General features: G+C 65.7%; 12 protein-coding genes. 5 read left to right on the plus strand and 7 right to left on the minus strand.

What is annotated here, in order from left to right; all coding sequences use genetic code 11:
- Positions 1–61: 61 nt before the first annotated feature.
- From C7T96_RS20465 to C7T96_RS20475, 3 genes are all read right to left on the minus strand, one after another.
- The gene (locus C7T96_RS20465) at positions 62–1,720 is read right to left on the minus strand and encodes a sulfatase-like hydrolase/transferase (RefSeq protein ID WP_106573121.1); all 1,659 of its coding nucleotides are present in this window, start codon (positions 1,718–1,720) and stop codon (positions 62–64) included.
- 315 nt (positions 1,721–2,035) lie between these two features.
- The gene (locus C7T96_RS20470) at positions 2,036–4,516 is read right to left on the minus strand and encodes an SMC family ATPase (protein ID WP_348627265.1); all 2,481 of its coding nucleotides are present in this window, start codon (positions 4,514–4,516) and stop codon (positions 2,036–2,038) included.
- Positions 4,517–5,106: 590 nt separating this feature from the next.
- Positions 5,107–6,249 carry an exonuclease SbcCD subunit D gene (locus tag C7T96_RS20475; RefSeq protein ID WP_106573123.1) on the minus strand — a complete coding sequence of 381 codons (1,143 nt, stop codon included), beginning with the start codon at positions 6,247–6,249 and terminating at the stop codon, positions 5,107–5,109.
- Positions 6,250–6,729: 480 nt separating this feature from the next.
- On the opposite strand from C7T96_RS20475, the gene trxC reads away from it, so the two are divergent.
- Together trxC and C7T96_RS20485 are read left to right on the plus strand one after the other, a co-directional pair.
- Positions 6,730–7,173 (plus strand): thioredoxin TrxC, encoded by a 444-nt coding sequence (trxC, locus tag C7T96_RS20480; RefSeq protein WP_106573124.1) that lies wholly within the window; start codon positions 6,730–6,732, stop codon positions 7,171–7,173.
- A gap of 8 nt (positions 7,174–7,181) precedes the next feature.
- Positions 7,182–8,429, plus strand: a complete 1,248-nt coding sequence (locus tag C7T96_RS20485) for an MgtC/SapB family protein (RefSeq protein WP_106573125.1) — start codon at positions 7,182–7,184, stop codon at positions 8,427–8,429.
- Positions 8,430–8,432: 3 nt separating this feature from the next.
- Here C7T96_RS20485 and C7T96_RS20490 read toward each other — a convergent pair whose 3' ends face one another.
- Genes C7T96_RS20490 through C7T96_RS20505 form a run of 4 tightly spaced genes read right to left on the minus strand, consistent with a single transcriptional unit; the run spans position 8,433 to position 14,230 of the window.
- Positions 8,433–11,696, minus strand: a complete 3,264-nt coding sequence (locus tag C7T96_RS20490) for an efflux RND transporter permease subunit (protein WP_106573126.1) — start codon at positions 11,694–11,696, stop codon at positions 8,433–8,435.
- Complete coding sequence (locus C7T96_RS20495) at positions 11,693–12,694, minus strand: efflux RND transporter periplasmic adaptor subunit (protein WP_106573127.1); 1,002 nt, start codon at positions 12,692–12,694, stop codon at positions 11,693–11,695. Before C7T96_RS20495 ends, C7T96_RS20490 begins: the two co-directional genes overlap by 4 nt.
- A gap of 10 nt (positions 12,695–12,704) precedes the next feature.
- Positions 12,705–12,908 carry a DUF2892 domain-containing protein gene (locus tag C7T96_RS20500; protein ID WP_106573128.1) on the minus strand — a complete coding sequence of 68 codons (204 nt, stop codon included), beginning with the start codon at positions 12,906–12,908 and terminating at the stop codon, positions 12,705–12,707.
- Between the two features lie 29 nt (positions 12,909–12,937).
- Entirely contained in the window at positions 12,938–14,230 is a 1,293-nt protein-coding gene (locus C7T96_RS20505) for an FAD/NAD(P)-binding oxidoreductase (RefSeq protein WP_106573129.1), read from the minus strand.
- Positions 14,231–14,423: 193 nt separating this feature from the next.
- Between C7T96_RS20505 and C7T96_RS20510 the strand changes: the two genes are divergently transcribed.
- From C7T96_RS20510 to C7T96_RS20520, 3 genes are all read left to right on the plus strand, one after another.
- Positions 14,424–14,723, plus strand: coding sequence for a metalloregulator ArsR/SmtB family transcription factor (locus C7T96_RS20510; RefSeq protein ID WP_106573166.1), 300 nt, complete (start codon positions 14,424–14,426; stop codon positions 14,721–14,723).
- A gap of 230 nt (positions 14,724–14,953) precedes the next feature.
- Entirely contained in the window at positions 14,954–17,038 is a 2,085-nt protein-coding gene (locus tag C7T96_RS20515) for a polyketide synthase (protein WP_158264434.1), read from the plus strand.
- A gap of 57 nt (positions 17,039–17,095) precedes the next feature.
- Complete coding sequence (locus C7T96_RS20520) at positions 17,096–21,148, plus strand: SDR family oxidoreductase (RefSeq protein ID WP_106573131.1); 4,053 nt, start codon at positions 17,096–17,098, stop codon at positions 21,146–21,148.
- Positions 21,149–21,230: the final 82 nt, after the last annotated feature.

The following is a 21,230-nucleotide window of genomic DNA, read 5'->3' on the forward strand; positions in this document are numbered from 1 at the left end:
GGTTTTGGGGTTGGTGTCGATGGCCTAGAACCGGGTTTCGACGGGCGATGCGGCGGACAACTCAGCCCGCCTTGGCCGAAATCGGCTTGACGTAGAAGGATCGGTATTCCTCCGGCGCCTCGTCTTCGTCGAAGAGTCCGAGCAGGATGCCCTTTTTCCGCGGCCCTTCGGCGAAACGCGCCTCGACCAGATCGTCCGGCATCGTGACGCGCTGCGCGTCGCGTCGCGCCCACCGCGCGAGCCGCTCATACATCATGGCGACGATGTCGGCCTTGTCCGGGTCGGCGCCCAGATCGACAAGCTCGCCCGGGTCGTTTTTGAGATCGAAGAGCATCGGGCGGAAACCGCCCTCGGCGTGGATCAGTTTCCAGTCATGGTCGACCACCATGAACATATGCGCATCTTTCTGGCTTACCCCCAGACGCGTGCGCACGGGCTGCTGTGCGTAGTTGTATTCGCTGATGGCGAACCGGCGCCAGTCGTCGGGGATTTCACCGTGAAGCAAGGGCAGCAAGGAACGCCCCTCGACGATATGCGCCGGGACCTTTCCGCCGGCGATCTCGATGAAGGTGGCGACGAGATCGATCGCCTCGATCAACGCATCGCAGCTCGTCCCGCGCGTCGCATCCGCCTCCGGCGACGGGTCGTAGACGATCATCGGAATCCGAACGGAGCAGTCGTGGAACATGTCCTTTTCGCCGAGCCAGTGGTCGCCCAGATAATCGCCATGGTCGGACGTCAGGACGATGACCGTGTCGCGGTCCTGTCCGGTTTCGGCGAGATAGTCGAGTATGCGCCCCAGCTCGGTGTCGCATTGCGCAATCAGCCCCATATAGGCGGGCACGACCGCCTGGCGAACTTCGTCGCGCGAGAACGCCTGCGAAAATCCTTGCTGCTGGAAGGCCTTGAAAAGCGGATGGGGATTGTCGCGCTCCGCCTCCGAGCGCACCGGATCAACGACGTGTTCGGGGCCGTAGAGGTCGTGATAGGGCGCCGGAACGATATAGGGCCAGTGCGGCTTGATGTAGGAAAGATGCGCGCACCACGGCTTGCCGCCCTTTTGGCGCGCGCCCTCCATGAAGGCGATCGCTTCTCGCGTCAGCCAAGGGGTCTCGCTGTCCTTTTCTTTGATATTTGCCGGCTTGGCGGCGTTGCGCATGAACCAGCCGCTGGCCGTCATGCCATCCTCGAAACCCGCATTGGCAAAATCGGCCCAAGGGTTTTCGCCCTCGTAGCCTTTGGCGCGAAGATAGTCGTTATAGGGCTGCTGGTCGCTGTAGAAGCCCTCCGGCCCCTGCGCGATGAGGCCGTCTTCGCGCACGAAAACATCGAACCCGCATTCGGCCTGACGGGCGCCGATCACGCTGTCGACCTCGATCCCCAGCCGCGCAAGCCCCTCGCTGTCCGGGCGCATGTGGGTCTTGCCGATCAGCCAGCATTCCATTCCCTGCTTGCGCAGATGATCCCCCAGCGTCATCTCGCCCACACGCAGCGGAAATTCGTTCCAGGCAGCGCCATGCGAATGCACATAACGCCCGGTATAAAAGGACATGCGCGAACTGCCGCAGATCGTCGACTGGGCATAGGCATGCGTGAACCGGACACCTTTTCGGGCGACGCGATCGAAGTTCGGCGTTTTCAGGTGGGGATGGCCTGCGCAGCCCAGATAGTCGAAGCGCAACTGATCGTACATCACGAAAAGAATGTTCTTTGCGGGCATTCTGCTCACTCTTTTCGACCAGCCGCCTCGACGGAAGCGCCAAGCCCTTCGTCCAGGAAATCTGGTTGCTATCGTCGCCGTGGAATGCCGACCCCAGATCGGGTTGTGATCCCGCTGCGCCCTCTTCTTGGTGCGCTTACAAAATTGATAGGCTGATCAAGGAATAAGTCAACTTACATTAAACGGAGGAAAACATTACCATTAGTTTATACCAACACCTCCTGATCAAGCGTTCCACGATTGTCGGCAGAGCGACAGGGCGGTGAAGGGGCGACGGACCATTTTTCGCGCGCCGTGCGAGCCGGCGCGGCGCGCTCAGGTCGGCTGTCGTTCTTCCACGCGGCTACCCGCAAGGCCTTTGCGGACATAGAACCCGTTGGGGATCGCTTCTTGAACGAGCGGCACATGGGAGATCAGTCCCACGGCGCGGTTCTGTCGGACAAGGGCGTTCAGGACATGAAGAACCTGGTCGAGCGTGCCCGACCCGTTCTCCGTGTCCAGGCTTCCGAACCCCTCGTCGATGAAGATCGTGTCGAGCCGCACCTTTCCGCTGGCGCCTTCAACCACGTCGGCAAGCCCCAGCGCAAGCGCAAGCGCCGCGATGAACGTCTCGCCGCCCGACAACGTGTTCGTGGCCCGCGACTTGCCGGTGTGAATATCGAACACCTGGATACCCAGGCCGCGACTGCCGCGGCCCGTCCCGACCAGATCGCGTTCCATCCGGTAGCGGCCGGCGGTCATCGGGCCGAGCCGCAGATTGGCCGCTTCCAGCACCTGATCGAACATGGCGCCGATCGCGAAGGTCTCCAGGGTCAATCGCTGCGTGTTGTGCCCGTTCACGAGCGCAGCCAGTCCGCGCAGGGGACCGGAGGCGGCCTCGGCCTCGTCGAGCCGGCGCAGCGTATCGTCCAGCCCGGTCTTGAGCCTCGTCAGATGCTCGACACGGTTTTTCGCTCCGACGCGCTCCTCCGTCGCCCGGCCCAGCGCCTCCAGCATGGCGGCATGCGCTTGCCGCAGCGCCTCCAGGTCAGGTCGGGCCGTGCCCGCAACGGCGGACGCTGCCGTCCTCGCCGCGTCCTCGGCGCTCTTGTGCGCGCGCCAAAACACCTCGACGGCCTCCCGGTCCGACTCCAGCGTCTCGATGGCCGGCTTGAGAGCCTGGAAGGCTTCCTCGCCAAGGCCGAGCCCGCGAAGGCGGGTGTGGAACGTTTGCTTCGCGTTCCGATGGCGTTCCCGGCAGGCCGCGAGAGCCTTGTCGGCGTTCTCGCGGTCCTTGGCGGCGCCGAGAGCCGTTTCGCGCGCGGTTCTCAACGCCTGATCCGCCGCGGCCTTGGCCGCGACGCGCTCCTCCAGCAACCGCGATATCGTCGTCAGAGCGGCAGCGAGTGCCGCGGTGTTTCTCAGGTCCTCCGGCACTTCCGCCAGCTTGGCAGCACGCGCGGTCGTGGCCTGTGTCGCTTCGTTGCGGCATTCCTCGAAGCGATCGCGCGACTGGTCTCGGTCCCGTTCCAGTTTGGCGATCCGCACATCCAAGCCTTCGATTTCCGCCTCTGCCGCGACGATATCGATTTGCGGACCCAGCGCCGCGAGGGCCTTGTCCTGACCCGCGATCGTCGCGCCCAGGGCTTCTGCGGTCTCCTCGGGCCGGGCCAGACCGGACAGCCGCTGCGTGCGGTCGGCGAGCCTGGCCTGCAGTCCGGCCAGCGTTTCGGCCGTCTGGCGGGACTCCAGATCGGCCGCCTGCCAGGCATTCCTGGCCTCCCGGAACCTCGTGTCGCGACCCGCATTGTCGAGATCGCCTGTCGCGGGGTTGGGATGCTCGCGCGCCCCGCACACCGGACAGGGCGACCCGGCCTTCAGCTTGGTGGCCAGGTGCAGCGCCTGCGCGGCAGCAAGGTTTTGCTCGGCCGCCTCCAAAAGCGAACGCGCGTTCCCGGCGCGTTCGCAAGCCGCATCCGCAACGCGCGTCTGCCGTTCGAGCTCGGCCTGTGCCACATGAACATCCTGCTTGGCCTTCGCCCAGGTCTCGGCGAGGACGTGCCGCGCGGCCAGGGTTGCGCGCCGGCCGGCGATGTCGGCACGCCGCGCCTCCGCTTCGCGCGCGGCTTTCAGGGCTTCGCCTTTGGCAGCGCGGATTGCGCGCGCTTCCGTCAGCCGCGCATTGGCATCCTCGAACGCGGCACCGGCCGCGCGCTGCGCCGCCAGCGCAGTCTCGACCGCCTGCTCGATACCTGCGGCCGCTTCGAAGACCTGTCCGAACCGTTCCAGTTCGTCCTTCTTCCGGCGCAGGGCGTCTTGTTCGGTGGCACGTTCTTCCTCTTTCCGCAGCGTCGTGGCGGCAGCCTCGGCGCTCTGTGTGGCCTGCTCGGCCGCCGCGCGCGCCTTTTCAACCGCCGCTTCGGCGTCGCCGACCTCGCAGGCGGCCTCGCTGACGCGGGCTTCCGCGTCGAGCAGCGAACGCGCGCGTTCGGCTTGCCGAACTTGCTCGGCACGGGCTTCGATGTCCTGCCTGCGCGTCTCCAGTTCCGCAAGCTGCCGCCGGGTCTTTTCGGCCGCCACGAACTTCTCCTCGACGGTCTCGGCCTGCCGCACCGCCTTCTCGGCCGCCTGCGCCCTGGATTGCGCGATCTTTTCGGCTTGCAGGAACTCGGCTAAGCGTGTTTCCGCCGCCGCGATGCCGGCAATCAGCGCATCGGCGCTCTCGAACCCCTCCGCCGACAACTGCCGGGCACACAAGGCGCGTTCCTCCTGAACATGCCGTTCGGCCGCGTCGGCCTCGAATTTGAGATCGGCCATCAGCGCCTCGTAGCGCGAGACGTCGAAAAGCTCGCGCAGGATCTCCAGGCGCTCCCTCGTTTTGGCCGACAGGAATTTCTCGAAACGTCCCTGCGGCAAAAGGACGATCTGCCGGAATTGCTGCGCCCCGTAGCCGAGCATCTCCGCGATCGCGGTATCAACCTCGCGCACCTTCTTTTCGGCGACGATCCTGCCGCGTTGCGCGTCGGTTATCGCGTCGGGCGCCATCCCGGTCGCATCGAAAAGATAGGCCTCGTGCGCGCTGCGCGTCTCGCCGTCGCCGCGCGCCTTGGGGCGCATCTGGTCCGGGCGCCGTACAACGACGTAGCGCCGATCGCCGACGTCGAACACGAATTCGACCTCGGTCTGAACATCGGGATCGGCATGATCCGAGCGCAGCGACGGGGCGTCCTGCTCGGCGTTCGCCGGTTCCCCGAAGAGCGCGAAGGTCATGGCGCTGAAAATGGTCGATTTTCCCGATCCGGTCTGGCCGTAAATGCCGAACAGTCCGGCCTCGACCGCATCACGGAAATCGATGACGACCCGCTGCGGATAGGGGCCGAACGCCTGCAGGGTGAGCCGGACCGGTCTCATTCGCGCTGCTCCTTTTCGCCAAGCCGGCCGAGAGCCGAGGCCACGACCTCCCGTTCGCGCTTCGACAGCCGGTCATCCCGGACGTGTTCGAGAAAATCGCCGATGATGTCGACCGGATCCGCAACCGCGACAGAGCGTCCCGCGAGCGATTTCAGCTCCGGTGCGCGCTGCCGGTGCTCGTAGGCGAGTTCGCAGGCGTTGGGAAATACCTGGCGAATGCGTTTCATCGCGTCGATAACCGGCACGTCATCGGTGAGCACGAGCTTGACGAAATCCTCCGACGGTTCCGCCTGGAGGAGTTCGGCGTGTTTTCCCCGCAGAACGCGCACACGACGCCGCGGTTCGAACGGGATCACCTCGACTGTCGCCCGGCCCGCCGCATCGAGCTCGACCAGGCTCATCGACTTGGCGCAATCGGTTTCGTCGAACCCGAAGGCGAGCGGCGCGCCCGAATAGCGTATGTGGGGCGCGCCGACCGCCTGCGGTCGATGCAGATGCCCGAGCGCCACGTAGTGGGCGCCCTCGAAAATTCCGGGATCGACGGTCTCGATCCCGCCGACCCGCGTCAAAGGCCGTTCGCTGTCGCTCCCCCATGCGCCGGCAACGAAGGCATGGGCAACGACCACCCAGCGCGCGCCATCGGGAAGATGCCGCCGCGCGCAGGCGAGCTGGGCGGCGAGGACATCCTGAGGCGACTGCAGGCTCTCGTCGGCAAAACATGCGCGCGCCGCGTATTCATGGGCGAAGGGCAAAGCGGAAAAGGCCACGGGACCGTGCGCGTCCGCCAGCACGAGCGGTCTTTCGTCCGAACTGATCGGCCCGCGTATCAGGGCTCGCCGGGTGTCGGTCATGATCGACATCGCCGCGATCCGATCCCCCGAATCGTGGTTGCCGGCGATCATGACAACGGCCGCCTCGGTCTCGGAGGCGACGCGGGACAGGAACCCGTTAAGCTGACGAACCGCCGACGCGGGCGGGGACGCACGATCGAAGATATCGCCCGCGATAACAAGCACATCGGCTTGACGGGCAATGACCGCCGACACGATCTGGTCGAGGACGGCCGCGCAATCGGTATCGAGCGCGATCCCGTTGAACTGGCGCCCGAGATGCAGGTCGGCAGTGTGCAAAATCCTCATGTTCGAAAAAGACCTGTTTCTGAACGCATAGTTTTTTGGATACACCGGAGACGGAGCGCCACGACAAGGCCGCGGCCATCGATAGCCTCAAACATACGCTGCGGGAACGCCCGGTTTTCCCGACCGCTGCCGCGCGCGGCGCGGACCGGCGAACGCAAGCCTCTGCGCGAACGCTTCGGCCCAACGACGGCTCACGCCGCGTCGGATTTGCGTGTCTACCGCACTCTCGCGCCGAGTTCAGCCCCGGCATCCCGTCACGGACCTGCCCGAGCGGAGCGGAGAGACACCTGCCGTAGCGCTTTGATACGCTGCCGTTGACCAGGATCAAACCATGTCAGGGCACGACGGGGTATCATTCGCCGTTGTCGACGATGCCGCCCGCGAACCCGGCGGCGTTGCCGCGCAGTTCGGCGCCAAGACGACCAGCGCCCGTTATGATGGGTTTGCGTCACTCATCTCAGGCAGAGGAGGAGCCTCGCAATGAGCGAGAAACTCGTCGTGTGCAGCGAATGCGGCGGGGTGAACCGCGTGCCCGGTTCGCGACCGGCGCTTGAAGCGAAATGCGGCAAGTGCGGGACAAGGCTTTTCACTGCCCGTCCGATGGACGTGAGCGCAGATGTCTTCGAGCGCCAGCTCACCCGCGGCACCATCCCCGTGCTGGTCGACGTCTGGGCGCCCTGGTGCGGACCGTGCAAGATGATGGCGCCCGCCTATGAGGCGGCCGCGTCCGAGCTGGAGCCGCGGGTGCGGCTGATCAAGCTTAATTCCGACGCGGAGCAGGCGGTGGCGGCGAAACTCGGCATCCGCGGCATTCCCACCATGATCCTGTTCCGCGGCGGGCGGGAAGTGGCCCGCACCTCCGGCGCCATGTCCACCGCCCAGATCGTGCGCTGGGTCCACGACCGGCTGTCGCCGGCCGCCTGAGCGGTTCGATGGATCCCCTGATCGCGAAATTTGGACTGGCCCTTGCCATCGGCCTTCTGGTCGGGCTGGAACGGGGCTGGCGGGAACGCGACGCGCCGGACCACAGCCGCACCGCGGGAATCCGCACTTTCGGGATTTTCGGCCTCTTGGGCGGCGTCTTCGCCGCCTTGTCCGCGGCGTCGGGCTCGAACGCCGTCCTCGTCGCCGGCTTCGTCGGCTTTGCCTTCATCCTTGCATGGTACAAGGCCCGCGAATCGGTTCACGACGAGGACTACAGCGTCACCAGTGTCGTCGCCGGGCTCGGCGTCTTCGCCCTGGGGGCCCTTGCGGTTGCGGGCGATTATCGCGCCGCGGCGGCGGGCGGCGCGGCGCTTGCCGGCGTGCTTGCCAGCCGTGAGGTGCTGCACGGGCTCTTGCGGCGACTGACCTGGATCGAACTGCGCTCCGCGCTCATCCTCGCGGTCATGACGGCGGTCGTCCTGCCGCTTCTTCCCAACAGGACGATCGATCCGTGGGGCGGTCTGAACCTTTGGGAAATCTGGCTCTTCACCGTCCTTGTCGCGGCTATTTCCTTCCTCGGCTACATCGCCATACGCCTGTTCGGCGAAGCCCGCGGCCTTCTCGTCAGCACACTGGCCGGCGCGGTCGTTTCCTCCACGGCAATGACGGTCGCAATCGCACGCAGCGCGGCCAAGGACGGCGCCAGGCCGATGCCGCTGGCCGGTGCCGCCTCGCTCGCGGCGATGGTTTCCATCCTGCGCGTGGCGCTGGTGATCACGCTGATCGAGCCCAGCGTCTTTCCGACAGTCGCCGCACCGGCGCTGGCGGCGGCGCTGAGCTTCGGCGCCTGCGGCATGCTGCTGTTCCGCAAAGGCGGCAAGATGGGCGATGCGCCGGCACGCAATCCATTCGACCTGGCGCCGCTGTTGCTGTTTGCCCTGTTCTTCGGAATGGTGGCGACCGCGGGCGCGGCTCTCTCCAAAATTTCCGGCATCAGCGGTCTCGTTGCCACCTCCTCGCTTTCCGGCGCGCTTGACGTCGACGTGGCCGTACTCGGCGCGATCCGCCTGGTGGGAGGTTCGATCGACGCCACGGTTGCGGGACAGGCGGTGTTGGCTGCGCTGGCAGCCAATGCCATTACCCGCGTGGCACTGGCAGCCGCAGTCGCGCCGCCCCGCTTCTCCCTTGCCCTCGCCGGCTTTACCCTCCTGGCCTTGGTGGTGGGTTACGGCGTCTATCGCCTCATGCCGGTATAGGTTTCAGGCCGGCTCGGAGGCCTCTTGGCCGGTGGGCGGAAGATCTCCGGCTGAGCTTGCGTCTTGCCGTGCGGACTCGCCTTTCTGCCCGCCCCTGAGCGCCACATAGATCGCCGGGATGACGAGCAGGGTGAGCGCGGTCGAGGAGGCAAGCCCGAAAAGCAGGGAAATGGCGAGCCCCTGGAAGATCGGATCGGCGAGGATGACCGCCGCGCCGATCATCGCGGCGATGGCGGTCAGCAGGATCGGCTTGAAGCGGATGGCGCCGGCTTCCAGAAGCACGTCGAGCAGGGGCCGCTCGGGCGCGCGGGCATGGCGGATGAAATCGACCAGCAGGATGGAGTTGCGCACGATGATGCCGGCGAGGGCGATGAAGCCGATCATCGAGGTGGCCGAGAACGGCGCGCCGAACAGCCAGTGCCCCACCATAATGCCGATAAAGGTGAGCGGGATCGGCGTCAGGATGACCAGCGGCAACTTGAAGGAGCCGAACTGGGCGACCACGAGAATATAGATGCCGAGGATCGCCACCATGAAGGCCGCGCCCATGTCGCGGAAGGTGACCCAGGTGACTTCCCACTCGCCGTCCCACAACAGTGTGGGATGCGCCTCGTCGTCGGGCTGGCCGTTGAGAGCGATCACCGGCTTCGGCACGTCGCCCCAATCGGCCTGTTCGATCGCCTCGCCGACGGCCATCATGCCATAGACCGGCGCCTCGAAGGCACCGGCCAGTTCCGCCGTCACCATTTCGGCCGCCCGCCCGTTGTGGCGGAAGATGGGATAGGAGGCGGGCTCGCGTGTCACCGTCACCACGTCGCCGAGCTCGATGACGCCGCGCTCGCCAGGCAGGGCATTGGCGGGCACCGGCGTGGCGAGCGCCCGCTCGTTCACGATCCTGTCGCCCTTGGCGAGCGCCACCTTGATGGGGATCGGCGACCGCCCGCCGCCGCGATGCGAATAGCCGACGGTCGAGCCCGCATAAAGCGAGCGGATCGTGTCATAGACATCCGCCTGCTCGACGCGGTGATATTCGAGATTGTCCTGGTCGATCGATATCCGCACGCGCTCCTGGCGAACGCCATAGGAATCGTCCACATCGACGATAAAGGGCACGCTCTCGAAAGCCTCGCGCACTTTGGCCGCGACCGCCCGCCGCACCTCGGGATCGGGGCCATAGACCTCGGCCAGCAACGTGCCCAGCACCGGTGGTCCGGGCGGCGGCTCGACCACCTTCAGCGCCGTCCCCTGCGGCATGTCGAGCCCCGCCAGACGCGCGCGCATGTCGAGCGCGATGGCGTGGCTCTCCCGTTCGCGCTTGTCCTTGGGCAGCAGATTGACCTGGACGTCGCCCAGTTCCGGCGAGGCGCGCAGATAATAGTGGCGCACCAGCCCGTTGAAGTTGAACGGAGCGGCGGTACCGGCATAGGTCTGGAACGAGACGGCCTCCGGAATGGAGGCCAGCCTCACCGCCACCTGCTGGAGCACGCGGTCCGTATCCTCCACCGAGGCGCCCTCCGGCAGGTCGACGACCACCTGAAGCTCCGCCTTGTTGTCGAAGGGCAGCAGCTTCACCGTCACGTCCTTGGTGTAGAAGAGCCCGAGCGAGGCGAGCGTGGCGATGCCCACGATGATGATGAAGGTCCAGGCTCGGAAGCGCGATTTCAGGATGGGCCGGGCCACCGCGACATAGGCCCGGCCCAGACGTCCGCCCTGGCCGTCATGTTCCGAGATTTCGGCCCGACCCACGAATTTCAGCATCAGCCAGGGCGTCAGCATGACGGCGACGAAGAAGGAAAAGACCATCGCGGCCGAGGCGTTGGCCGGGATCGGGCTCATATAGGGGCCCATCAGGCCGGAAACGAACAGCATCGGCAACAGCGCCGCCACCACCGTAAGCGTGGCGACGATGGTCGGGTTGCCGACCTCGGCCACGGCGAGGATGGCATCGAGCGCGCGCGAGCGACCGGTGTTCATGCCCCAGTGGCGGGCGATGTTCTCGATCACCACGATGGCGTCGTCCACCAGGATGCCGATGGAAAAGATGAGCGCGAACAGGCTCACGCGGTTGAGCGTGTAGCCCATGACGTTGGAGGCAAAGAGGGTGAGCAGGATGGTCGTGGGGATTACCACCGCCACCACCAGCGCCTCGCGCCAGCCGATCGCGAAGGCGACGAGGAGCACGATGGAAACCGTGGCGAGCCCGAGGTGGAAAAGAAGCTCGTTGGCCTTCTCGTTGGCCGTCTCACCATAGTCGCGCGTGATCGTCATATCCACGTCGTCGGGGAAGATCTGACCGCGCACCTGCTCCAGCCGATGGATGATGCTCTCGGCGATGGTCACCGCGTTGGTGCCCGGCCTTTTGGCGATGGCGAGCGAGACGGCAGGCAGGCGCTGAAGCCCCTCTCCCGTCTTACGCAGCTCGCTCACGCGGGTTTCGTTCGGCTCCGTGGCGAGCACGATGTCGGCCACGTCGCGCACATAGACCGGCCGGCCATCGCGGGCGGTGAGAAGCAGGTTGCCGATTTCGCTTTGTGTCTGCAGTGTCTGGCCGGCGAGCAGCGTGCGCTGCTTTCCATCCTCGCGCACGAGGGCGGCCTGGAACGAGCGGTTGGCGCCCTCCACCTTGCCCGCAAGCTGTTGCAGCGTGACGCCGTAGAGCGAGAGCTTTTCCGGGTCCGCCTCGACGCGGACCTCCTCCGGCTGCTCACCGACAATATAGGTGAGGCCGATGTCCGGGAGCTTGGCGACCTCCACCTGGAGTTCGCGTGCAAGGCGCGACAACCCATTGGTCGTCCAGCGTTCGGCAGCCTCGGGCGTCGGCGTCAGCGTGACGACGACGATCGCGACATCATCGATGCCGCGGCCGACGATCAGCGGTTCGGGGATGCCGTAGGGAATACGGTCTATGTTTGCCCGCACCCTGTCGTGAACGCGCAGGATGGCCGCGTCGGCGCTGGTGCCGACCAGAAAGCGGGCGGTGACGACCGCACCGTCGTCCCTGGTCTGCGAGTAGACGTGCTCGACGCCGTCGATGCTCTTGACGATCGATTCCAGCGGTTCGGTGACAAGTTTGACGGCATCTTCCGCCTTGAGCCCGTTGGCTTCCACATGGATGTCGACCATGGGCACGGAGATTTGCGGCTCCTCCTCGCGCGGCAGCGTGAAGAGGGCGACGAGGCCGAGCGCAAACGCGGTGATGAGGAAGAGCGGCGTGAGCGGCGAGGCGATGAACGCCCGCGTCAGCAAGCCGGCGATACCGAGCTTCATGGGAGGAGCACCTTGTCGCCGTCGCGCAGGCCTGTGAGAATTTCCACGCGCGGTCCATCATCGCCCAAAAAGGTCTCGCCGAGGATGACGGCGACCTCGACGACGCCGTCGGCGGTCGAAAGCGCGACATAGTCGATGCCGTGGCGGGTGGTGACCGCCGCCGGCGGTACGGCGACGGCGCTGCGGCGGCCGACCGGGATACGCACCAGCGTGCGCTCGTTGACGAAATAGTCGCCGAGGCCTTCGACCTCGACATCGGCGATGACACGGCCTTCCGATATTTCCGGATAGACCTTGGCAATGCGGCCTTGCCTCTCCGCCTCCGCCTCGGACGCATCGCCGAAGCCGCGCCGGCCGAGCAGGACGGTGCTGCCCTGCGCGATGGTGGCGGCATGCCGTTCCGGCAGGGAGAGCCGGAGGTAGTAGCGGCCGGTGGCGACGCGCGCGACCGCCTCGCCCGGAAGCACGACCGAGCCCGACGTCACCGGAACGGTGAGCACGCGGCCGGTTGCCGGCGCAAGCACCTCTCCCTCGCGGGCCTGCTGTTCGATGACCGCCCGCGCCGCCTCGGCGGCCGTCAACTGATTGGTCGCCACGTCGAACTGCGTCCTGGCCGAATCGACACGCCCCTGGGAGACGACGCCGCGGGCGAAGAGCTGTTCGGCCCGCTCCAGCTCCGTCCTGGCGTTGTCGAGTTGCGAGGCGACCTCCTTGATCCTTGCCTGGGCGGCGTCGAGCTCGAGCGTGATCTTTTCGTCGACGACGATGGCGACGACCTGCCCCTCTTCGACTTCGCTGCCCTCGGTGACATGGATCGCGCGGATCGTGCCGCCGGTCCGCGACCGCGCCGGCACCACGGTGCGGCTCTTTACCTGGCCGAACACGGCCTTCATTTCCGGGATCGACAGGGTCTCGACCGAGAACTCGTCGGCGGCAGCGGTCGTGGCGCCGACGAAAAGCATCAAAACGGCGAGGACAGGAGGGCGGGATCGCGACATGGATGCCGCCCTATTTGAACGACACGCCCGGCTTCACGCCGAGTTTCTTGAAGACCATGGCGGCCGGACAGAAACCAGTGAGCGACGCCTGCATCAGGTTGAGGCCGACGAAGGCGGTCAGCAGATACCAGTAGGGCGAGACATAAAAGCCGAGCGCCAGGGAGGCGAGCACCATGAAGCCGGCAAACATCATGACGATACGATCGAGGGTCATAGTCATTCTCCTTGGATTGGGCCGCGCGTTCATTCGCCCGGCTCGAGTTCGATTTCCTTGAGCTTGTCGATGCCCAGCATGTGCAGAGCAAGGTTCTCGTAAAGGGTTTCCGCCTTGCCTTGCCGGACCTTGTGCAGGAAGTATTTCTCGAAGCCGATCTTGGCCGCATGCACCCACCGGTCCTGCGAGGACCAGTTGACGTTGCGCGGCGGAAGCTGCGGCTGCGCCACGAAGGCAATGCCCTCGTCGCCGAAATCAGCCAGACACACCGCGTTCCAGGAGGCGACCGCACTCGGCTTTTCTCCCCTGACAAGCGCGGCGATGTTTTCCGCCGTCGCCGTGACCATGGATTCGATCATGAAGCCGGTCTTGGGCACGCCGACGGGAAGCGGCGTCTTGCCGACCGGCGGGATCGCCACGCCCACGCCGATGGCAAAGACGTTGGGATAGGCCTCGTTGCGCTGATATTTGTCGACGGTGACGAAGCCGCGCGCATTGACGAGCCCTTCGATGCCGTAAACGGCGGGCACGCCGCGAAACGCGGGAAGCATCATCGAAAAGGCGAAGGGAAGTTCGTGTTTCGTCCGCGTCGCGCCGGCCTCGTCGACCTCCTCGACATACATCCGATCCGACTCAACCCTGGTCACCTTGGCGTTTGTAATCCATTTGATGTGGCGCTCGCGCATGGCGCTTTCGAGCAAGCCCTTCGTATCGCCCACCCCGTCGAGCCCGAGATGGCCGATATAGGGCTCGGGCGTGACGAAGGTGATCGGCACCTGGTCACGTTTTTTGGCCCGGCGAAGCGCGGTGTCCAGGATGAACGCGAATTCGTATGCCGGGCCGAAGCAGGAGGCGCCCTGCACGGCGCCGACCACGATCGGCCCCGGCCGCGCCACGAGCGCATCGAAGGCCTTCTTGGCCTCCACCGCGTGATCGGTCTGGCAGACGGACTGGGTATGGTGGTCGGGACCCAGCCCCGGCACCTCGTCGAAGGCGAGATCGGGGCCGGTGGCAATGATCAGATAGTCGTAGTCGACGACAGTGCCGTCATTGAGCTCGACCCGGTTTTCGGGCGCAAGCACGCGCCGGGCGCCCTGCGGTTTGAGCACGATCCCCTTCTGCTTGAAGATCGGTTCCAACGCGACGGTTATCTCTTCCGGCTTGCGCCAACCGACCGCCACCCAGGGATTGGAAGGCACGAAGGAATAGGTAGCGCCGAGATTGACAACCGTCAGTTCGTCCGACGGCCCCAACTTCTCCCTCATCTCATAGGCCATGATGACGCCGCCCAGGCCGGCACCGAGAATGACGATATGCGACATGAGCTCTTCCTCCAGGCGAAAGCGCCGAAATTTTGCTATGTCTGCCACCCGTGACACGGCGGTGCTTTGATCCGGCTCAAATCTCGCATTGCGCGAGCATCCGGGGCTCCGGCATGTCCGCGGAGGCAAACGCTCCGAACGAACGACGTCGTCATGCTTGCATATAACATTCAAACATTATAAATTCAAGATTATGAATGTAAAAGAAATGATCCCCGCCTCGCATGACGCCGCAGAGCTCATGCGCAGCCTGTCGCATCCTCAGCGGCTCCTGGTGCTTTGCGCATTGGGCGCAGAGGAGAAATCCGTCGCCCAACTGCGCGCCGAACTGGACATCGCCCAGGTGCCGATGTCGCAACAGCTGATGCGGCTGAGAGGGGCCGGGCTGGTCGAGGCCAGGCGCGACGGCACGACCGTCCATTATCGCATCACGCGCCCCGAGGTGCTGGCGATCGTGGAAGCGCTGCACACGGCGTTTTGCGGGCCGCGATAGGGCCCTTCGGCCGGAAAACGGCGTCGCGCGCGTCGGCGGACCGCGAGGCTCTGCTGGAGCGCTTCGCCATAACCAATTCAGCCCGCCGCGGCGCCGTGGAGAGCTGTCCGACCCGGATGACGCGTCCGGCGCCTCCCCGCCACGATGCCGCAACCCAGCGCTCGGTGGACGATTGGCGGGTTTACATCACCACTCCTGTTATATTAGTGTAATTCAGGTAAATGTCCCGCGTGACGCCGGGTTTCCGCAACGCGTCGCCGCTCGCGGAGCCCGACCCCTTCCGGTCCGACCGACGTGGGGCACTCGACCGGCACGTACAGCATCGCGCCATGCCCGCTGGCGCGTTCCCATCCATCTGGAGACGAGGTGTTTCGCATGGCACTGGTGAGCGGAAGTCCGAAGGGACGGCACGGGTGAAGGGGTCCGCACCCGACGGCGGCTTCGCAACCGGCAGCCAGCATCATGGCGTGCCGACGCCGAACAGGGACCAGCATTGGCTCGACCCGGTCGCCGTGGTCGGCATCCACGCACGCTTTCCGGGATCCGCCTGCGAAACGCTCGATGAATACTGGCAAAACCTGATCGACTGTCGCGACTGCGTCGGCCCGCCTCCCGACGACCGATTTTGGCCGTCCAATGCGGCCGGGCAGGCGGAGGCGGCCGGCATTCGCGAAGGCGGTTTCATCCGCGACGTCGATGCATTCGACGCCGCATTTTTCGGCATCCAGGAGGAAGAAGCCAGGCTGATGGACCCTCTCCAGCGTCTGGCGCTGGAGTCCGCCTGGCATTGCGTCGAGGATGCCGGCTACCGGGCGGCCGATCTGGGCCGCGACGAAACGGGCGTGTTCTTTGCGGCGGGCAAGTCCGACTACGAGGAACTTCTCTACCGTGACGGAACCGCCGCCCACGCCAAACTGGCGACGGGCGTCGCCACCTCGATCGTGTCCAACCGGGTGTCCTTCGCGCTCGGCCTGACCGGTCCCAGCCTCGCCGTCGACACCGCCTGTTCCGGGTCGCTGGCGGCTCTGCACCTGGCCGCGCAGGCGCTGCGCAACGGCGATTGCACGGCTGCGATCGTCGGCGCGGTGAATCTCATTCTTCACTCCACGCTGTCGCTGTCGCTCAAGGAAGAGGGCGCCCTGAGCCCCGAATGCCGCACGAAAAGCTTCGACGCGGCCGGCAACGGCTATGCCCGCGGCGAGGGAGCGGCATCGTTGCTTTTGAAAAGGCTCGACGACGCCGAAGCCGACGGAGACCACATCTACGGGCTGCTGATCGGTTCTGCGATCAGCCATGGCGGCCGCGCCAACTGGCTGACGGCGCCGAACGCAGTCGCCCAAAAACAGCTCATGGTGAAGGCCTGGCGACGCGCGGGTGTCGATCCGCGCTCGGTGAGCTACATCGAGGCGCACGGCACGGGCACGCCCCTGGGCGATGCCATCGAGTTCAATGCCATCAGCCAGGCTTACGGCGCGTTGACCGCCGGCCAGGCGCAAGACGGGCAGCCGCATTGCCGTATCGGCTCGGTCAAAGCCAATATCGGCCACGTGGAAACGGCCTCCGGCCTGGCCGGTGTGATCAAGGTGCTGTTGGCGATGCAGCACGGGAAGATCCCCGGCAATCCCCATCTGACCACCGTCAACCCGATGTGCGAGACCGACGGCACGCCCTTTCGCTTCGTACGCGAAACCGAAGACTGGCAGACGCCGCGCGGCCCGGACGGCAGCGCGGTCCCCCGCCGCGCGGCAATCAATTCCTTTGGCTTCGGCGGAGCCCTGGGACATGCGGTGCTCGAGGAACGCCGGCAAACGAACGCGGGCGCCGACAATCAGGTCTCGTCCGCGCTCCCGGTTCTGCCACTGTCGGCCAAGGACGAGGCCGGCCTGCGCCGCTATGCGCAAAGGCTGCACCGGTTCGTGAAATCGCTGGCCGAAAGCCGAGGCGAGACAGGCGACCGCAGGCCTCACTTCGACGATTTCGTCTACACGTTTCAAGTCGGACGCACCCCGTTCCCGGTCCGGCTGGCGCTTGTCGCGCAAGACTGGCCAAGCCTTGAAGACCTGCTCGCCCGGCTGGAGGCCGGCGACGAGGATTCCGACATCCTGCGCAAGGGGCGCGCTCCGCTGCCCGCCGTCGCACCGCGCGACGAACTCACGGAATCGACGGTGCGCTTCGCTCAACAGTGGGTGGATGGCGAAAAAGTGGATTTCGCCAGCCTTTACACTCGCGGCCAGCGACGGCGTGTCTCCGCACCCGGCTATCCTTTCGCGCGCTCGCGTATCTGGTTCCGCTCGAGATTGCAGCCCGTGGCTTGACGGGCGAGGGCTGCGGCAGGGGTCGATAGGTTCGAAAACCGATGACGAGGCGAAGCAATGAACGCAGTGGAAGGAAACGGCGCCGGCCGGGAAAGTCGCGACTATCTGGAAGCGGTGAAAGCGGTGGCGGCCGCGATACTGGACATATCGGCCGACGATCTCGACCCGGATGAGGCGCTCGGAAATCTCGGCTTCGATTCCGCCGCGCTCAAGCTGTTTTCAGCGCGGCTTTCGGATCGCTTCGGCATGCGGATCGATGCCGTGTCGCTTTTTGCCCACCCGACGCTGCAGGCGCTGAGCGCGCATATCGCCGAACAAGAGCCCCGTTCGGAAAGCCTGGAATTGCCGGTACAAGCGAGCGCCGGGCCCGCCGCGCCGCAAACCGACCGCAGCCGCGACATCGCCGTTATCGGCCTGGCGTGCCGGCTGCCGGGCGCGGCGTCGAAGGAGGAGTTCTGGGCCAACCAGCTCGGCGCCAGGAATTGCATCCGCGAAGTTCCGAAGCGGCGCTGGGACTGGCGGGCCCTGTCGGGCGATCCGCTGCGCGATCCCGGCCGCACCGACGTCAGATGGGGCGGCTTCATCGACGGCGAGGACCTTTTCGCGCCCGAGTTCTTTGGCATCTCGGTCTATGAAGCCGAACTCATGGACCCGCAGCATCGCCTGTTCCTGAAGACGGCATGGGAGGCGCTCTGGGATGCGGGCTACGACCCGAATGGGCAGGCCGGCGGATCGGTCGGCGTTTTCGCCGGCGTCCAGTTCCAGGACTACCAGAAGCTTCTCGACCAGAAGGGCATTTTGAGCGCACAAGTGTTGACCGGCAGCGCCCATGCAATGGTTGCCAACCGGGTATCGTTTCTCCTGGACGTGCATGGTCCCAGCGAGGCGGTCGATACAGCCTGCTCGAGCAGCCTCGTCGCGCTTCACAATGCCGTTCGGGCCATCCGCAACGGCGAATGCGACCTTGCCTTGGCCGGCGGCGTCAACCTCCTCCTGACGCCGGATCTGTTTGTGATGGGCCGGCAGCTCGGCGTGTTGTCTCCGACCGGGCAATGTCGCACCTTCGATGCCGATGCGGATGGCTACGTGCGGGCGGAAGGCGTCGGCGTTGTGCTGCTGAAGCCGTTCGAGGCGGCGTTGCGCGACCGCGACCACATTTACGGCGTCGTCAAAGGCACGGCGGTCAATCATGGCGGCAAGGCGGCTTCCCTCACCGCTCCGAACAGTCCGGCGCAGGCCGACCTCGTCATGCGCGCACTCAACGACGCAAAACTCTCGCCGGACGACATATCCTATGTCGAGATGCATGGAACCGGCACGGAACTCGGCGACCCGATCGAGATGGAGGGCGTGAAGGAGGCTTTCCGCAGCTTGAGGAGACAACGCGACCAGCAACCGTCTGCCTGCGCGGTTGGTTCGGTGAAGACGAATATCGGCCATCTGGAACCAGCGGCGGGGATTGCCGGGGTCATCAACGTGCTGCTTTCGCTGAAACACGGGGCTTTGCCCGGGCTTTCCAACTTCCGCAGCCTCAATCCGCGCGTCGTGCTCGACGACGGTTTCGTTCTCCAGGCCGAAACCGGTCCCTGGCCCGTAAACGCCTCCGGCGGAGCCCGCGCCACCATCGTCAATTCCTTCGGCTTCGGCGGCGCGAATGCTTCCGTCGTCGTGCAGCAGCATGTCGCGCCCGCGCCAAACCGGGAGCTTGCCGCAGAGGTCTTCGTTCCGGTCGCGGCGTCCGACCCCGATCGCCTGAAGGCCTATGCCGCAGCATTGGCGCGGATCGTTCGCGCGCCCGAGCACGCGGGCGGCATGGACGCCGAGCTCTGCGATGTCGCCTTCACCCTGCAGCAAAGAAACGAAACCCGCCCTGCCCGCGCCGTCGTGCGCGCGTCGTCACGATCCGAACTGCTGCGCGGGCTCGAGGCCATCGCCTCCGGCCAGCCGCTGCCCGCAACCGTCGCGATCAAGGGCTCGGCGGCATGCCGAACCTGGCCGGCACATGTCGGGCAGTGGCTGGACGGCGGCAGCGCCGACTGGCCGGACATTCCCGAGGCGCGGCGGCTGCCGCTGCCGGTTTCGCCATGGCCGGAGCGAAGCTGTTGGTTCGAAGCGCGGCCGGCCGACGACGACAGCGACGAACCGGCCGGGATGATCTACCTGCAGCCCGGCTGGCGCGAGGCGGCCGCGGGGCCTTCGCGGCGGCTCGACGAAAAATCCATCTGGGTGATCGGCCGCGACAACGAACAGATCGCCACGTTCGCGCCGGTTCTGCGCAGCGTGCTTCCGTCGACGGCGAAACTGATCACCTCGCTGATCGACGGGCGCGCGGTCGTGCCCCAACCGTCGCTCGAAAGCTGGAACGCCGGGGACAACGCCCCGGACCTGATCGTGCTTCTGCCTGCAGCGGCGGACGTTGCAGCGCGTGCCGACGAGGTTCATATCCTGTTCGAACTGACGAAGGAGCTGATGGAACGCTCCTTCGGTCGACAGATCGACATCTTCCATGTCGCCGGCCGCGACTTCGGCGCCAATCCCGCGGACGATGCTCTTCCCGCGCTCGCCAAGTCCGCCTTCCTCGAAAACGAACGGCTGAAGCTCCATTCGCTCTATTTCGGCGATCTCAATGGACAGGACTGGCGGCGCCTCGTCGCCCTCGAGCTCGTTGCTGTGCCTGCGGCGTCGCCGCAGACCGTCCGCTTCGACGGCGTGCGCCAGGTCTACGGCCTTCAGCCCGCATCCGTACCCGAGCGACGGCCGGAAGACGGCCTGTGGTTCCGCGACGACGGCGTCTATCTTTGCCCGGGCGGTGCCGGCGAACTGGGCTGTCGGCTGGTTGAGAGGCTGCTGCGCGAGGTCGATGCGACCTTCGTCATCACAGGCCGTTCACCGCTCGCCGGCGTCGTCAAGGATCGCGTTGACGCGCTGGCACGCAAGGCAGGCCGCTCCGACCGCCTGGTCTATGTCCCATGCGACATAGCGGACCTCGCGCAGACGCAAGCGTTGGTAACCGACATCGTCGGCCGCCACGGACGCTTGAACGGCATCGTCAATTTGGTCACCGCGCACAACGACGCCTACATCTACAACAAGCGCTGGGAGGATTTTTCCGCGGTGATCGCGTCCAAAGTGGTGGGCAGCGTCAATCTGGACCTGGCCACCGCCGAACTGGACCTCGATTTTATCGTCGCCTTCTCCTCGCTCGCCGCGTTGGGTTTTGCCGGGGGAGCGGACTATGCCTACGCATGCGCATTCCAGAATGCCTTCGCCAACTGGCGCAATCGCGAGGTCGCGGCCGGACGCCGGCGCGGGCGCAGCTACGCCGTCAGCTGGTCGCGCTGGAAATGGGACAAATACGTCACCGAAACCGTCGACGCGTGGTTCCAGTCGCTCGGTTACCAATTCATGGATGCGGACACCGGCGTGCGCGCCTTGCGCAATGTCATGGCCCAGCCCGTCACGGATATCCTGGCCATGCACGGCGACCGCAACCGGATCTTGCAACATCTCGATCTCGTGAGCGGATTGCTTTCGAGCCGATCCGGTGGCGAGGCGGTTGCCGCAACTCCGGATCGTCAGCCTGCGACGCCACCTGGCCGAAGCCAAGATGAAGGCCTGGAAGGCGATCTCGTCGCGATCGTCCGGGAGTTGCTCAAGCTCGACGAGCTCGACCCGCGCACGCCGCTGCCGTCCGTGGGGCTCGATTCCGTCATGGCCGTCCGGCTGATCATGCTCATCGAGCAGCGTCTGTCGAAATCGCTGTCGCCCAAGGAATTGCTCAAGCACCAGACGGTCGCCGAGCTGGCGGCATATTTGCGACCGGCCAACGCCCCCTCGGGCGGCGACGAACTGGAAGGCGATCTGGTTGCGATCGTCCGCGAGCTTCTCAAGCTCGACGAGCTTGACCCGCGCACGCCGCTGCCGTCCGTGGGGCTCGATTCCGTCATGGCCGTCCGGCTGATCATGCTCATCGAGCAGCGTCTGTCGAAATCGTTGTCGCCCAAGGAACTGCTCAAGCACCAGACGGTCGCCGAGCTTGCGGCACATATCAGGTCGACAGAGAACCGACCGGTGGCGGAGCCTGCGGACCGGCGGGCACTGACCGCTTGACCGCCGTGCCGGCCGCCCTCGAGCCGGCCGGCATTTCACCGAAGCGCGGATCGGTTCCGGCTTATTGGTTTGAAGGTTTTCC

This window comes from Nitratireductor sp. StC3, assembly GCF_003015025.1.
Lineage (GTDB): Bacteria > Pseudomonadota > Alphaproteobacteria > Rhizobiales > Rhizobiaceae > Mangrovimarina > Mangrovimarina alexandrii.

Coding starts and splice junctions, on each gene's coding strand:
- C7T96_RS20465 (WP_106573121.1), bottom strand. CDS start 1,720: ATGCCCGCAAAGAACATTCTTTTCGTGATGTACGATCAGTTGCGCTTC.
- C7T96_RS20470 (WP_348627265.1), bottom strand. CDS start 4,516: ATGGCCGATCTCAAATTCGAGGCCGACGCGGCCGAACGGCATGTTCAG.
- C7T96_RS20475 (WP_106573123.1), bottom strand. CDS start 6,249: ATGAGGATTTTGCACACTGCCGACCTGCATCTCGGGCGCCAGTTCAAC.
- trxC (WP_106573124.1), top strand. CDS start 6,730: ATGAGCGAGAAACTCGTCGTGTGCAGCGAATGCGGCGGGGTGAACCGC.
- C7T96_RS20485 (WP_106573125.1), top strand. CDS start 7,182: ATGGATCCCCTGATCGCGAAATTTGGACTGGCCCTTGCCATCGGCCTT.
- C7T96_RS20490 (WP_106573126.1), bottom strand. CDS start 11,696: ATGAAGCTCGGTATCGCCGGCTTGCTGACGCGGGCGTTCATCGCCTCG.
- C7T96_RS20495 (WP_106573127.1), bottom strand. CDS start 12,694: ATGTCGCGATCCCGCCCTCCTGTCCTCGCCGTTTTGATGCTTTTCGTC.
- C7T96_RS20500 (WP_106573128.1), bottom strand. CDS start 12,908: ATGACCCTCGATCGTATCGTCATGATGTTTGCCGGCTTCATGGTGCTC.
- C7T96_RS20505 (WP_106573129.1), bottom strand. CDS start 14,230: ATGTCGCATATCGTCATTCTCGGTGCCGGCCTGGGCGGCGTCATCATG.
- C7T96_RS20510 (WP_106573166.1), top strand. CDS start 14,424: ATGAATGTAAAAGAAATGATCCCCGCCTCGCATGACGCCGCAGAGCTC.
- C7T96_RS20520 (WP_106573131.1), top strand. CDS start 17,096: ATGAACGCAGTGGAAGGAAACGGCGCCGGCCGGGAAAGTCGCGACTAT.